Genomic DNA, 13421 nt, shown 5'->3' with positions numbered 1-13421 from the left:
CGCTCTCAGGCGGCGGCGCAGTCGCGGCAGGTGCCGAAGATCTCGACGGTGTGACTCACTTCGGTGAAACCGTTGTCCTCGGCGATGGTCTGTGACCACTGCTCGACCGTCGGGCCCTCGACCTCGACGGTGAATCCGCAGTTGCGGCACACCAGGTGATGGTGGTGCCCGGAGGAGCAGCGTCGGTAGACGGACTCACCTGTGTCGGTGCGTAGGACGTCGATGGTTCCGGCGTCGGAGAGTGCCTGCAGCGTGCGGTAGACGGTGGTCAGGCCGATGCCTTCACCTCGCTTGCGCAGTTCGTCGTGCAATTCCTGTGCCGACTTGAATTCGTCGATGTCGTCGAGCAGGGCGGAGATGGCGCTGCGCTGTTTCGTGGAACGAACGCCGACTGTGGCCGGTCCACGTTTCGAGGTCGTACTGCCCGGGGTGTTCATGCGGTGGAATCTCATCCTTCTTCGGCGTGGGCGACAGCGTCGACGACGATGTGTGCAAGGTGATCGTCGACGAGTCGATAGAGAACTTCTCGTCCGTTGCGCTCGCCGCGGACGACGCCCGCTGCTTTGAGTACGCGCAGATGCTGGCTGATGAGTGGCTGAGTGACACCGAGAGCTCCGACGAGTTCGTGAACGCAACGCTCCGACTCGTGCAACTGAAGCACGATCGCGATCCGAACGGGTGCAGCGAGCGCCCGCAGAATTTCGCCGGCGGCCGCCAGGGTTTCCTTGGGCGGCACGGGCGCGGGCGGTGCGGCTTCGAACGGGTCGTGCGTGTGTCCGAGGTCGGAATGATCATGGCTTTTGTGGAGATCGCCGGTATCCGCAATGCTCACAGCGAGGCTCCTTCGAGGGGTAGATCATGATGTCCGGGCATAGCCATCTCACCACATTATTGCAAATCACTTTCATTTTGATATGCACAAGTATGCATGTCAACCTTGGACGGAAGTGCGTGGCAGCCGCCAGATAGGCTGATGGTGCGAAAAGCGCACGAAAATCATGCATCTATTACCCAGATGGAGAGCAATCGAGTGGCACCCAAGTCCAAGATCGAAGCCGTTGTCAATCTCGCCAAGCGGCGAGGCCTGGTCTACCCGTGCGGTGAGATCTACGGCGGTACCAAGTCCGCATGGGACTACGGCCCATTGGGTGTCGAGCTCAAGGAGAACATCAAGCGCCAGTGGTGGCGCAACATGGTCACCAGCCGCGAGGACGTCGTCGGCCTCGACTCGTCGGTGATTCTGCCCCGCGAGGTGTGGGTCGCGTCCGGTCACGTCGGTGTCTTCAACGACCCGCTCGTCGAGTGCCTCAACTGTCACAAGCGTCACCGTCAGGATCACCTGCAGGAGGCGTACGCGGAGAAGAAGAAGCTCGACAACCCGGACGACGTCTCGATGGATGTCATCGGTTGCCCCGATTGCGGCACCGTCGGCCAGTGGACCGAGCCGCGCGACTTCAACATGATGCTCAAGACGTACCTCGGCCCCGTCGAGAGCGAAGAGGGCATGCACTACCTTCGCCCCGAGACCGCACAGGGCATCTTCGTGAACTTCGCCAACGTGCTGACCACCTCGCGTAAGAAGCCGCCGTTCGGCATCGGCCAGATCGGCAAGAGCTTCCGCAACGAGATCACCCCCGGCAACTTCATCTTCCGCACCCGTGAGTTCGAGCAGATGGAGATGGAATTCTTCGTCAAGCCGGGCGAGGACGAGCAGTGGCATCAGTACTGGATCGACTACCGCCTTGACTGGTACACCGGCCTCGGTATCAACAAGGACAACCTGCGTCTGTACGAGCATGCGCCGGAAAAGCTTTCGCACTACTCGAAGGGCACGACCGACATCGAGTACCGCTTCCACTTCCAGGGCAGCGAATGGGGCGAGCTCGAAGGTATCGCGAACCGTACCGACTTCGATCTCTCGACGCACTCCAAGCACTCGGGCACCGAGCTGAACTACTACGACCAGACGACGGGCGAGCGGTACACGCCGTACGTCATCGAGCCGGCGGCCGGTCTCACGCGTTCGCTGATGGCCTTCCTGGTCGACGCCTACACCGAGGACGAGGCGCCCAACTCCAAGGGCGGCGTCGACAAGCGCACAGTGCTCCGCCTGGATCGTCGACTCGCTCCCGTCAAGGCTGCCGTTCTGCCGCTCTCGCGTAACGCGGACCTGACGCCGAAGGCCAAAGATCTTGCAGCGCAGCTGCGTCAGAATTGGAACGTCGAGTTCGACGACGCCGGCGCCATCGGTCGTCGTTACCGTCGCCAGGACGAGATCGGCACACCGTTCTGCATCACGGTCGACTTCGACACTCTCGAAGACCAGGCTGTGACGGTGCGTGAGCGTGACTCCATGGCGCAGGAACGCGTCGCCCTCGATCAGGTGGAAAGCTACCTGGCCGCACGGCTGATCGGCTCCTGATTCTCGTTCGAAGCTGACGGGCGGTCCTTCTCAATCGAGAAGGACCGCCCGTTTTCTCTTTCCCCGATGGTCCTTCAGGCGCAGGATCGAAGTTATGAGAAAACTCAGCGTGACCAACAGCGTGACTCTCGACGGTGTCATGCAGGCACCTGGTGGGCCGGACGAGGACCGTCGTGGCGGATTCGAGCACGGTGGGTGGGCAGCACCCTTCAACGATTCCGTCATGGCGCAGAAGATGGGGGAGGGGATGGCGAAGAAATCGGAGTTGCTGTTGGGCCGCAGAACGTACGAAAACTTCGCCTCGTACTGGCCGTTTCAGACCGACAATCCGTTCACCGAGGTGCTCGACAACACGCAGAAATACGTAGTTTCAAGAACTTTGGGCGTACAGCTCCCGTGGAAGAACTCGACCTTGTTGAAAGGTGATGCCGCCGACGCGGTCGCCACGCTCAAGGAAAGTGAGGGCCCGGATCTGGTGATTCTGGGCAGTGGCGACTTGATCACGTCCTTGGCCGATCGGCGTCTCGTCGACACCTACACTCTGCTGATACATCCGCTGGTTCTCGGAACTGGGCGCAGATTATTCCCCGACGGAGCTGCGCTCGCTCAGTTCACCCTCACCGACAGCGTCCCTACGACAACAGGCGTCATCATCGCGACGTATCAGTTGAGCTGAACGCAGTTGAGCTGAACACAGTCGAGCTGAGTACATCAGGGAACTCGCCGAAATGCCGAATCTGCCAGCGCTGAGTTCTGACTGCTTGCGCGCTGGTCGGCGTAACCCAGGGCGCATAGACCCGGACAGCGCGCTTACCGCCGGAGAAGTTCGTCGAGACGATCTCGTGTTCGACGAGGGTTTCGACGGGAAAGACGAAGTGCCCCGAATGCTCTTCGTCGTATACCTTCACCACAAACAGCGCGACGCCGTCGCTGGTGTCGAATGGGCGGATGGGCCCGGCCTCGGAACGGCGCCACAGCGTGACGAACTGACCGAGCTTGGTCGGCGTCGTCTTGGCGGTTCGATAGACGGAGGCAAGGCCGTTGACGGTCAACGTGTGAGCGTCGTACTCAGCACCCTCGGACTCGGGAATCGGTGTGGACCAGGTAAATCCGTCGGCGTTCATCGGCACCGATGATGCCACGAACCACCGACAACCTTCGTGACGAACGCTGTCGGTGGTAGTCCCGATTCAGGCCGAAGGCACCTTGTCGAGAAACCCGAGGACAAGCGTCACCCGGCCGTCGTCGTCGCGTTCGAGTACGTCGAATCCGTCGATCAGTGACTCGGCCCCCGACGGGCCGAGAGCCCAACCGAATCGGGCCTGTCGGTGATGCGCGTCCACAGGTCCGACGAGGGTGAAGTGCATGCCCGGAAATTGTTGCTGCACAGCGTTGATCATCGCGTCGATCTGAACGTGTCCGGTGACGTCCGCGAGCGGATCGGTGTAGCGACCGCCGGGTGCGAACAATTGCTCGACCCGTGCTTTACGGGCGGTGGTATCGGTTTCGTTCCACATGTCGATGTAGGCGTCGGCGATTGCGTCGAAGTCGCTCATGGTCGCTCCCTTGATCAGTTTCCGGTGGTGAATGTCCGGCGGCCTCGCCGGCTGAGACCACTGTTCCTCCGAAACTGCGTCGGGTCGATTACCTCTGAGGTCATGGCCTCGGCTACCTCGGGTCGCTAACTTGAAAGAATGACCTTCGAGACGATGGACGTGGGCTCCGAACTCAAGCGGTGGCGGGAGCGGCGAAGGCTCACTCAGTTGGGACTCTCGGCGGCGGCAGGAGTGTCGACCAGGCATCTGAGCTTCATCGAAACCGGCCGCTCCAAGCCGAGCCGGGACATGATTCTTCACCTGTCCGAATGTCTGGATGTTCCTCTACGACAACAGAACACGCTTCTGCTGGCAAGTGGCCACGCGCCGGAGTACTCGCAGAAGTCGTTGGCAGAAGCGCCGATGTCAGCGGTGAGTGAGGCCATCGATCGCATCATCGACGCGCATGACCCGTATCCGGCCGTGGTGGTCGATCAGCAGTGGGAGATGGTCGCCGGGAACCAGGCCGTGGGAATTTTGACCGCGGGCGCCGCTGATTTCCTCCTGGAACCACCGGTGAACGTATTGCGTCTGAGCTTGCATCCCGAGGGCATGGCGCCGCGGATCGTGAACCTCGCGCAGTGGCGGGCCCACCTGCTCACAAGGCTGGCTCGGGAAGTGGAGGTCAGTGCGGATGTGCAGCTGTCGTCGTTGCTCGACGAGCTGCGCGCCTATCCGAGCGGCGGAGACTGGCACGACGACCGCGCGAATTCCCTGCTGGTTCCGTTGCGTGTACGCGTCGGCGATACCGAACTGGCGATGTTCAGCACCACCACCGTGTTCGGTACGCCGCGCGACGTCACGCTCGCAGAGATTGCGATCGAATCGTTCTACCCGTCGGACACGCAGACGGCCGACTACTTTCGATCGGCCGCCGAGGTCACAGGGACTTCTTGCCGAACTTGAGCTTCCACGGCACCAGAGCAGACTCCAACTGAACCGAGAGACTCATCTTGGAGACGCCTTCGGTGCGCTCCTCGAAGCGGATGGGCGTTTCGGCGATCTTCATGCCGCGCTGAACAACTCGGTAGTTCATCTCGACCTGGAACGCGTAGCCGTTGCTCTGCACCGATTCGACGTCGATGTCGCGCAAGGTCTTTGCATGCCACGCCTTGAAGCCGGCGGTCGCATCCTTGACGTGCAGTCGCAGAATGGCGTTGACGTAGAAGTTCGCCCAGGCGGACAAGGCCTTGCGGTGCCACGGCCAGTCGCCGGCGACTGCGCCGCCTTCGACGTAGCGGGAGCCGAGAACGACTGCCGCATCGGTAGTGGTGAGGATCTCGATCATGGCGGGGATCGCTTCGGACGGGTGCGAGAGATCTGCGTCCATCTGAATGACGATGTCTGCGTTCTCCGCCAGAGCCCGGCTCATGCCCGCGACGTAAGCACGGCCGAGACCGTCCTTGACCGTGCGGTGAAGCACTCCGACCGGGATGGGACCATCGATACCCAACTTGTCCGCAACCTCGCCCGTTCCGTCGGGGGAGTTGTCATCCACCACGAGGACGTGCAGGTTCGGGATCTTCAACGCGGCGAGGCGATCGACGAGCTTTGGCAGGTTCTCACGCTCGTTGTATGTGGGTACAACGACGGTTATCTGCGGGGCGACGCTTTCCATAACACCTTCGTATGATCTGTGATCCCGACTTGCCGGATGAAGCGTACGACGAGTGCGGTCGTGAACAAAGTAGGGATTTTACTACCTCGACGGGATCCGTCAGAACCGGCCGCCGCCGCCTCGACTGGTTCGGCCGCCGCCCCCGCCGCCGAAACCACCGCCGCCGCCACCGCGACCGGAGCGTCCGCTGCTGCTCGGTCCGCCGTACGAACGGGGCCCTCCGCCACCTCGCAGAATGCTGTTGATCAGGATGCCGCCGAGGATCGCTCCTGTCGCATCGCCACCGCCGCCACGGGGTCGTTGGTTTGCTTCCCAGGTGTTGACCTCGTTCTGCGCGGCGCGAAGTGAGTGCGTCGCCAAGGTGGTCGCGGCCTGGGCGTGTTGCAGCGCCTTCGACGGATCCGAGGCCTGCAATTGCTGGGCCGCCTGCAGGTGCCGCTGAGCCTCGGCGTAGCGAGTGCGCGCCTCCGCTCCGATCGCGCCGCGCCTGGTTCCGAGGAAGTCGCCTGCAGCGGTCACCTGAGCCTGTGCGGCCAGAATGTCCTGGGCGAGGCGCTGCTGTGCACGTTCGAGCTGCTGCTTCTGCTCCTGAGCGTCGGCAAGAAGCGCGTCGAGTTGGGCGTCGGCTGCGACGATCTGGTTGAAGGCTGTCAGCGGATCGCTGTCCTTCGACGTCTGAGCATTCGCCAACGCTGCCTGGGCTGCGGCCTTCGCGTCCGCCAACTTCTGCCCGCCTTGCGCCAGGTAAGCGTCCGCAGCGGTGATGCCCTGCTGGACGTCGTCCATCGCGGACGGAAGTGTCGCGATGGCGTTTCGGATGTCGTCGGCGGCGTGATCGACGCCGTCGAGTAGCTTGCGTGCCTGATCGAGGGCGGCTTCGGCCGTGCGAATCGCAGTGACGGCAGCGCCTTGCTTACCGGCCGGCAGTGCCGTCGCGTCTCGTCCTTCCTCGATCGACTTCTCGGCGAGCGTCAGGCGCTCACTCGCCATCGTGACGTTGTTCACGACCGATGCCAGCGTCGGCGCGGGGAATTGATCCTTCAATTTGGTCAGAATCGCCTCGGATTCGGGCAAGCGCACGCTGAGAGAAACAACACTCTGCGTCAACGCATCGAGACGGGCGGGGGCGTTGATGAGAAGGTCGCGAAGCCCGTCGAACTCCTCGACGCGAGCTTCGAGTTCTTGGTCGGCTCGACCGCACGAGGAAATGATGTCGATCAGCATCTGGCGGCGTTGATCGGGAGTTTCCGGGATGGCGTCGTCGAGTCGCTGCCTGATCGCGAAGGCTTCGGCGAGGGTGGCCTTGGCCTTGTCGAATGCTGCCGAGAAGGGTGCGACGGCGGAATCTCCGAACTCGCTGCGGGCCAGATCGAGTTCCTCCTGGCTGCCGGCGATCGCGTTGTCCGTCTCGACGAGGATCTCCTTCGCGCGTTCGTCGAGCGTTGGCAGCGGGAGTGCATTGAGGCTGGCGATGTCGTCGGGGGAGATGTTCTTCGCGGCTTCGACGCTTGCCTTGTTCTTGTCGTTCTTGCGCTTGCGTGAGTACAGGACCACGCCGCCCGTCCCGACCACCACAGCGCCGCCCGCGATGAGGAGTGTTCCGACTCCCATTCCGCCACTCGTGTTGTTCGCGTCGCCGAGTGCGCCGGCCGCGGCAATCGCCGCGCCGGTCCAATCATCCTCGGCGAGAGCCGGTTCCACCGCGTCGGTATTGATCGATTCGATGTCGGAATCCGTGATGTTGCTCAGCTCAGCGGGCACATCGAGGTAGTAAGCACGCTCCGCCGTGGCAACTGCAAGCAGGACGGACTTGGTACTCAGCGTCGACTTCGTGGCTGTCTGCTGCGCCCACGCCTGGCCACCCAGGTTGTTGAAATCGGGGACGAACGCGACCCACAGATCGATCTGGTGGTCCTCGCCGAGTTGATCGATCGCGGCTTGTATGTCGCTGCGTTGCCCGGCGTCGAGAACCCCGGAGGTGTCGGTGATGTGATTCGGCAACACCATCGGGGCGTCCGCCGAGGCGAGCGCAGGACTGAAGACGAGCGCCAGCAGAGCGAAAATCGCAGCGACGGCGGCGGCGCTTCCCCGACGGCGAACGGGTCGGGTGATTGTCCGACTCTGCTCTACCGAGGACAACTGCGAGAAGTGTGGTGCGAGGGCCATGACGCAAATCTATCCGTTGTGGCGCGTCGGCATCGGAGGTGATCGCCGCGAACTGGCAGAATTGCGGGAGTGAAACCTGCTTTCGGTAACCGCCCCCACGACCCATCACCCTCACGGGCGGGCGGCTTCGGGGCAGGATTGGCTCGCTGGACGCGCCGACTGATCGCCGGTGCCGTGTTGATGGCCGTGGTTCTGGTCGGGGGTACTGCGTTCCGGGTGTGGCAGGTGGCGCGCATCGACGACACGCGGCCGGCCGACGCGATAGTCGTTCTGGGCGCGGCTCAGTATTCCGGCACTCCGTCGTCCGTCTTCGAGGCCCGACTCGAGCAGGCGTACAAGCTGTACAAGCGCGGAGTGGCGCCGCAGATCATCACTGTCGGCGGCAAACAAGAAGGTGACGAGTACACCGAAGCGGCGTCGGGAAAGATGTATCTGACCGATCGCGGAATTCCTTCGAGTGCGATCACCGCGGTGGAGACCGGTTCGGACACACTGCTCAGTATCGACGCGGTGAGCGCCGAGATGTCCTCGCAGGGAATCAATTCCGCTGTCCTGGTCAGTGACCCGTGGCACTCCTTGCGAACGCGGACGATGGCCCGCGACACAGGACTCCAGGCGTGGACCGCACCTACTCGTCAGGGCCCGGCTGTCTTCACCCGCGAATCCCAGTTGCACGGAATCGCTCGCGAAACCGGCGCGCTGCTCTGGTATCAGCTCACGCACTTCTCGGCAGACTTCCCCTACACGGCAGGGCAATAGAGACCATGACAGCTCACACCACCTACGGAGGCGGCACCTACTCCGAACACGACCTCGAACGTCGTGTCGTCGAGGCGCCGAAGCGAGCGGGGTTGCCGGGTTCGCAGATCGCAGCGGCGCAGCATCGTTCGGACTTCTCGCGAGATCGGGCGCGTGTCCAACACTCCGCGGCTTTGCGGCGCTTGGCCGACAAGACCCAGGTTGTCGGCCCGCGCGACGGTGACACACCTCGCACGCGGTTGACGCACTCGATGGAGGTCGCACAGATCGGGCGAGGGATCGCCGACGGACTCGGTTGCGATCCGGACCTGGTGGACCTCGCCGGTCTCGCGCACGACATCGGGCACCCACCGTACGGTCACAACGGCGAGAAGGCCCTCGACGAAGTCGCCAAGGACTGCGGAGGTTTCGAGGGCAATGCGCAGAATCTGCGGATCTTGACCAGCCTCGAACCCAAGATCCTGCGCCCCGACGGTCTGAGCGCAGGCCTCAATCTCACCAGGGCGTCACTCGACGCAGCCATCAAGTATCCCTGGACCCGCCCTGAGCCCGGCGCGAAGTTCGGGGCATACGACGACGACGCAGAGGTGCTCGCCTGGGTTCGCGAGGGAGCGCCCGAGCGTCGGCAATGCCTGGAAGCTCAGGTCATGGACTGGGCCGACGACATCGCGTACTCCGTGCACGACGTGGAGGACGGGGTGATCGCAGGCCGTATCGACCTTCGCTCGCTTGCTGATCCGTCCGAGCAGCGCGCACTGGCAGAACTGGGGGCCTCCGAGTTTCGGGGGTTGGTAGTCGACGATCTGATCGACGCCGCTCAACGGTTGTCCGAACTCCCCGTCGTACGCGGGGTCGGAAGTTTCGACGGAACACTCGGAAGTTCCGTCGCGTTGAAGAATCTCACGAGTGAATTGGTGGGTCGCTTCGCCACCGCGGCGATCGCCAGCACCCGGCTCACAAACGGCAACCGACCCCTCTCGCGCTATCAAGCCGACCTCGACATACCCGAGGCCGTCGCATCCGAGGTCGCGTTGCTCAAGACCGTGGCGCTCTACTACGTGATGTCCGACGCCGGGCACAAGGCGCGTCAGGATCGGCAACGTGATCGTGTTCATCGCGTCGCGGAATGGTTGTTGGCCACGGCGCCCGCCGGGCTCGATCCGATCTTGCTGCCCGCATGGGAGCGCGCCGCGGACGACGGTGCTCGGGTCCGCGTGGTGGTGGATCAGATCGCGTCGTACACGGAAAGTCGGCTGGAGCGGGTGGACAAGGCAAGCCTGGGCGCGCAGGCCAGTTGGGGCTGAGCCGGCCGCGCTCTCAGCAGGTCATTCGCGTCGACGGATCGGTAGTGGTGTCGAGCCACTTGCCGTAAGCGTCGCCTCCTGCTGCGCGGACGTCCTTGCAGATCTTCGACTCGCTGTTTCCGGATTCGCGATACACGGTGTAGATCGCAGTCCCGGAATCCGAGACTTGACGCAGTGACGGGCAGGACTGGTCTGTGCGTAGGTATTTCGAGCCCGGGAACGCGTCAAGGTAGTTCTGAATCTCACTGGCATACGTGGCCGGATCGGTGGCATTGGCCAACACCACGATTCCGGTTCCCTTGCACGAGGGGACGGTGATCGGCTTGCTCACCCCGAGATCGCCGTTCTTCGTGGACGGGGTGGACGCCTGCGTGGTCGTGGTTGCCTGCAGTCCGGCGGTGGGTAGCGGCTCCAGGTTTGGCGTTCTGACCGGCTCCTGGATGGGTGCCGGTTCCGTCGTGGCGGTGGAAGCTGTTACAGCGGTTGGTGATTCGGGCCCCGAGCTTCCCTGTATCGCCCAAGCCGCCGCGCCTCCTGCGGCCAGAACGAGTGCAACTCCAGCCGCTCCGATCGCGATCGGGGCTCGGTTTCGCTTGGTCTTTGTCGCGATGTGCGTGTAGTTCCCGTAAGCGGGATTCACTGTGGTGTAGGCGGGCGGCCCGACGATTGTGGATTGCAGTCCGCCGGCCGCACTGGTGGCGTTGTCGGCCGAGAGTGCTTGCCGCGCTTCGAGTGCGAGCGCTCCGGTGGTCGGATAGCGGTGTGCGGGATCCTTTGCCATACCGCGGGCCACGACAGTGTCGAAACGTTGCGGGAGCGACGGAACCGTCAGGGTGGGGCGCGGCGGCGGAGCGTTCAGGTGCGAATTGACGAGATGGCCGATGCTTGTGGTGTTGAAAGGCGTTGTTCCGGTGAGGGACTGGTAGAGAACACAAGCCAGGGAGTAGACATCCGCTGCGGCCGTCGGTGTTTCGATACCGAATCGCTCCGGCGCCATGTACGCATACGAACCGACCGCGCTTCCCTCGGTGGTGATTTTCGTGTCTGTCTGTGAATATGCGATTCCGAAGTCCACGAGGTACGCGAAGCCGGTCTTCGTGATAATGATGTTGTCTGGTTTGACGTCGCGATGGATGAGTCCGCGCGCGTGCGCTGCGTCCAGCGCTGACGCTATCTGCGAGACGATGTCGACGGCTCGCGCCGGGGTGAGTCGGCCGAATTCGGTCAACTCGGCTCGCAATGTGTGGCCTTCGACCAAACGCATGTCGATGAAGAGGACTCCGTCGATTTCGCCCCAGTCATGCACCGGGATCACGTGCGGTTCGTTCAGGGCGGCGGTGGCGCGAGATTCTCGGCGGAAACGAGCTTGGAATGACGGGTCGGCCGCAAGCTCTCGATGGAGCAACTTGAGTGCGACCAGGCGATCCTTCGAGGTGTCGTACGCCTCGTACACTTCACCCATTCCGCCTCGGCCGAGGAGGCTACGCAACTCGTACACGCCGAATCGGGTTCCTGATCGCCCTTCGTGCGCGCTCGAGGCGTTTTCAGTCATCGTCGGTCCCATCGCTGCGGTGCAGAGTCGGCCATCAACATATCGTTGTCAGGAGGTGCCGGGGGACCGCCTAGACTGATGTACGTGGCGGGCCGAATTTCTGACAGAGACATCGCGGCCATTCGCGAACGCACTCGCATCGAGGACATCGTCGGTGAATACGTTTCACTCAAGCGTGCCGGTGGCGATTCGATCAAAGGTCTGTGTCCCTTTCACGACGAGAAGTCGCCGTCGTTCCACGTGCGACCCAACCACGGCCTCTACCACTGCTTCGGCTGCGGTGAGGGTGGTGACGTGTACTCGTTCCTGCAGAAGATGGATCACATCAGCTTCGTAGAGGCCGTCGAGCAGTTGGCGGATCGACTCAGCTACACGATTTCGTACGAGGGCGGCGGACCGTCCGTTCAGCGCGATCGCGGCACCCGTGCACGCTTGATCGCAGCAAACGCGGCGGCTCAGGAGTTCTACGCCGCTCGTCTGCGCGAACCCGATGCCCAGGCGGCTCGCGACTACCTCACCGAGAGAAACTTCGACGGTGCAGCGGCCCTGCAGTTCGGGTGTGGATACGCGCCAGAAGGTTGGGACACTCTCACAAAACACTTGATGTCCAAAGGTTTCGAGTTCAAAGAACTAGAAGCAGCCGGGCTGTCCAAAGAAGGCCGGCGAGGTCCGATCGACCGGTTCCATCGCCGACTTCTGTGGCCGATCCGCAGCGTCGCCGGTGACGTCATCGGCTTCGGTGCCCGCAAGCTCTTCGACGACGACACCATGCCGGGTAAGTACGTCAACACGCCGGAAACGATTCTCTACAAGAAGTCTCAGGTCCTGTTCGGCTTGGACCTCGCCAAGCGCGACATCGCCAAGGGACACCAGGCGGTAGTCGTCGAGGGTTACACCGACGTCATGGCGATGCATTTGGCCGGCGTCAAGACCGCCGTCGCTTCGTGCGGGACCGCCTTCGGTGAGGAGCACCTTGCGATGCTCCGTCGACTCCTGATGGACGACAGCTACTTTCGCGGTGAAATCATCTACACCTTCGACGGTGATGCCGCGGGGCAGGCCGCTGCGATGAAGGCGTTCGAGGGTGATCAAAAGATGGCCGGGCAGACGTTCGTCGCCGTCGCGCCCGACGGAATGGACCCGTGCGATCTGCGTCTGAAGTCTGGTGACGCCGCCGTTCGCGACCTCGTGGCACGGCGCACTCCGATGTTCGAGTTCGTGGTGAAGTCCATCCTCACCGAACACGATCTGGAGACCGCTGAAGGTCGTGTCGAGGCACTGCGTCGTACCGTGCCCGTCGTTGCGCAGATCAAGGAATCAACTCTGCGCGACAGCTACGCGAATCTGTTGTGCGGATGGGTCGGTTGGGACGATCTTCCGTCGGTTCGACGACGCGTGCGTGACGAAGCTCGCAAACGGGCGTCGACGCGCGGATCGTCACCGGCGCCCAAGCGTCGTCAGGTTGTCGACCAACCTGCTGCCGATGCGCTTGCGCTGCCGATCGGAATCTCCAGGCCCCGGCCCAACGATCCCGCGCTCTCGACGCAGCGAGCTGTCCTCAAGGCCGCATTGCAGCACCCTGGCATCGCCGGCAGTGTCTTCGACTCGTTGCCGCCCGAGACGTTCACCCACCCCGCCTACGTTGTCATCAGACAGGCAATGGCTGACGCCGGTGGAACGAGCAAGGGACTCGGCGGCGCCGAGTGGATCGAAGTCGTCACCAAGGGCGTCGAAGACATGACGGTGGCCTCGGTTGTATCTGAGCTGGCCGTCGAACCGATGCCGTGTGACGAAGACACGGTTCCGCGCTACATCAACGGAGTGCTCGCACGACTGCAGGAAGCGTGGGTGGGCGAGCAGGTTGCCGACCTCAAATCCAAGCTTCAGCGCGTTTCACCTGCTGCAGCCCCCGAGGAGTACAACTCACTGTTCGGCGACCTCGTGGCGCTGGAGCAGTATCGCCGACAGCTGCGTGAGCAGGCTGTCGGCGACCAAAGCGTCTGAC

13 protein-coding genes are annotated in these 13421 nt (G+C 62.9%); 6 read left to right on the top strand and 7 right to left on the bottom strand.

The features are described from left to right. Positions 1-5 precede the first annotated feature (5 nt). Positions 6-437: a Fur family transcriptional regulator gene (locus tag ACVZUB_RS18275; RefSeq protein ID WP_003944514.1), complete on the bottom strand. Its 432-nt coding sequence runs from the start codon at positions 435-437 to the stop codon at positions 6-8. Positions 438-448: 11 nt separating this feature from the next. After that, positions 449-832 (bottom strand): ArsR/SmtB family transcription factor, encoded by a 384-nt coding sequence (locus ACVZUB_RS18270; RefSeq protein ID WP_003944457.1) that lies wholly within the window; start codon positions 830-832, stop codon positions 449-451. A gap of 198 nt (positions 833-1030) precedes the next feature. Here ACVZUB_RS18270 and ACVZUB_RS18265 point away from each other — a divergent pair, with 198 nt between their 5' ends. Beyond that, positions 1031-2422, top strand: coding sequence for a glycine--tRNA ligase (locus ACVZUB_RS18265; protein ID WP_003944491.1), 1392 nt, complete (start codon positions 1031-1033; stop codon positions 2420-2422). A 94-nt stretch (positions 2423-2516) separates the two neighbouring features. Next, complete coding sequence (locus tag ACVZUB_RS18260; protein WP_007731101.1) at positions 2517-3098, top strand: dihydrofolate reductase family protein; 582 nt, start codon at positions 2517-2519, stop codon at positions 3096-3098. Here ACVZUB_RS18260 and ACVZUB_RS18255 read toward each other — a convergent pair. Continuing rightward, positions 3073-3564, bottom strand: coding sequence for a MepB family protein (locus ACVZUB_RS18255; protein WP_007731102.1), 492 nt, complete (start codon positions 3562-3564; stop codon positions 3073-3075). The genes ACVZUB_RS18260 and ACVZUB_RS18255 overlap by 26 nt on opposite strands. Before the next feature lie 48 nt (positions 3565-3612). Continuing rightward, positions 3613-3978, bottom strand: coding sequence for a nuclear transport factor 2 family protein (locus ACVZUB_RS18250; RefSeq protein ID WP_007731104.1), 366 nt, complete (start codon positions 3976-3978; stop codon positions 3613-3615). 138 nt (positions 3979-4116) lie between these two features. On the opposite strand from ACVZUB_RS18250, the gene ACVZUB_RS18245 reads away from it, so the two are divergent. After that, positions 4117-4923 carry a helix-turn-helix domain-containing protein gene (locus tag ACVZUB_RS18245; protein WP_047270801.1) on the top strand — a complete coding sequence of 269 codons (807 nt, stop codon included), beginning with the start codon at positions 4117-4119 and terminating at the stop codon, positions 4921-4923. On the opposite strand, the gene ACVZUB_RS18240 is transcribed toward ACVZUB_RS18245, so the two are convergent. Both ACVZUB_RS18240 and ACVZUB_RS18235 read right to left on the bottom strand, forming a co-directional pair. Continuing rightward, positions 4898-5635: a polyprenol monophosphomannose synthase gene (locus ACVZUB_RS18240; protein WP_003944487.1), complete on the bottom strand. Its 738-nt coding sequence runs from the start codon at positions 5633-5635 to the stop codon at positions 4898-4900. The genes ACVZUB_RS18245 and ACVZUB_RS18240 overlap by 26 nt on opposite strands. A gap of 99 nt (positions 5636-5734) precedes the next feature. Then, entirely contained in the window at positions 5735-7801 is a 2067-nt protein-coding gene (locus tag ACVZUB_RS18235) for a TPM domain-containing protein (protein WP_007731108.1), read from the bottom strand. A gap of 69 nt (positions 7802-7870) precedes the next feature. Here ACVZUB_RS18235 and ACVZUB_RS18230 point away from each other — a divergent pair, with 69 nt between their 5' ends. Then, a complete protein-coding gene (locus tag ACVZUB_RS18230; RefSeq protein ID WP_007731109.1) occupies positions 7871-8560 on the top strand; it encodes a YdcF family protein in 690 nt (229 codons plus the stop codon). A 5-nt stretch (positions 8561-8565) separates the two neighbouring features. Beyond that, positions 8566-9864 (top strand): deoxyguanosinetriphosphate triphosphohydrolase, encoded by a 1299-nt coding sequence (locus tag ACVZUB_RS18225; protein WP_482627624.1) that lies wholly within the window; start codon positions 8566-8568, stop codon positions 9862-9864. Between the two features lie 13 nt (positions 9865-9877). On the opposite strand, the gene ACVZUB_RS18220 is transcribed toward ACVZUB_RS18225, so the two are convergent. Then, positions 9878-11428 (bottom strand): serine/threonine-protein kinase, encoded by a 1551-nt coding sequence (locus ACVZUB_RS18220; protein WP_311093647.1) that lies wholly within the window; start codon positions 11426-11428, stop codon positions 9878-9880. 72 nt (positions 11429-11500) lie between these two features. On the opposite strand from ACVZUB_RS18220, the gene dnaG reads away from it, so the two are divergent. Further along, a complete protein-coding gene (gene dnaG / locus ACVZUB_RS18215; RefSeq protein ID WP_030536590.1) occupies positions 11501-13420 on the top strand; it encodes a DNA primase in 1920 nt (639 codons plus the stop codon). Position 13421: the final 1 nt, after the last annotated feature.

Source organism: Rhodococcus sp. OS5, assembly GCF_056837585.1.
Note: the sequence above shows the minus strand (reverse complement) of the source record. Positions and strands in the feature narration are given on the sequence as shown.

Coding starts and splice junctions, on each gene's coding strand:
- ACVZUB_RS18250 (WP_007731104.1), bottom strand. CDS start 3,978: ATGAGCGACTTCGACGCAATCGCCGACGCCTACATCGACATGTGGAAC.
- ACVZUB_RS18260 (WP_007731101.1), top strand. CDS start 2,517: ATGAGAAAACTCAGCGTGACCAACAGCGTGACTCTCGACGGTGTCATG.
- ACVZUB_RS18220 (WP_311093647.1), bottom strand. CDS start 11,428: ATGGGACCGACGATGACTGAAAACGCCTCGAGCGCGCACGAAGGGCGA.
- ACVZUB_RS18275 (WP_003944514.1), bottom strand. CDS start 437: ATGAACACCCCGGGCAGTACGACCTCGAAACGTGGACCGGCCACAGTC.
- ACVZUB_RS18245 (WP_047270801.1), top strand. CDS start 4,117: ATGACCTTCGAGACGATGGACGTGGGCTCCGAACTCAAGCGGTGGCGG.
- ACVZUB_RS18235 (WP_007731108.1), bottom strand. CDS start 7,801: ATGGCCCTCGCACCACACTTCTCGCAGTTGTCCTCGGTAGAGCAGAGT.
- ACVZUB_RS18225 (WP_482627624.1), top strand. CDS start 8,566: ATGACAGCTCACACCACCTACGGAGGCGGCACCTACTCCGAACACGAC.
- ACVZUB_RS18240 (WP_003944487.1), bottom strand. CDS start 5,635: ATGGAAAGCGTCGCCCCGCAGATAACCGTCGTTGTACCCACATACAAC.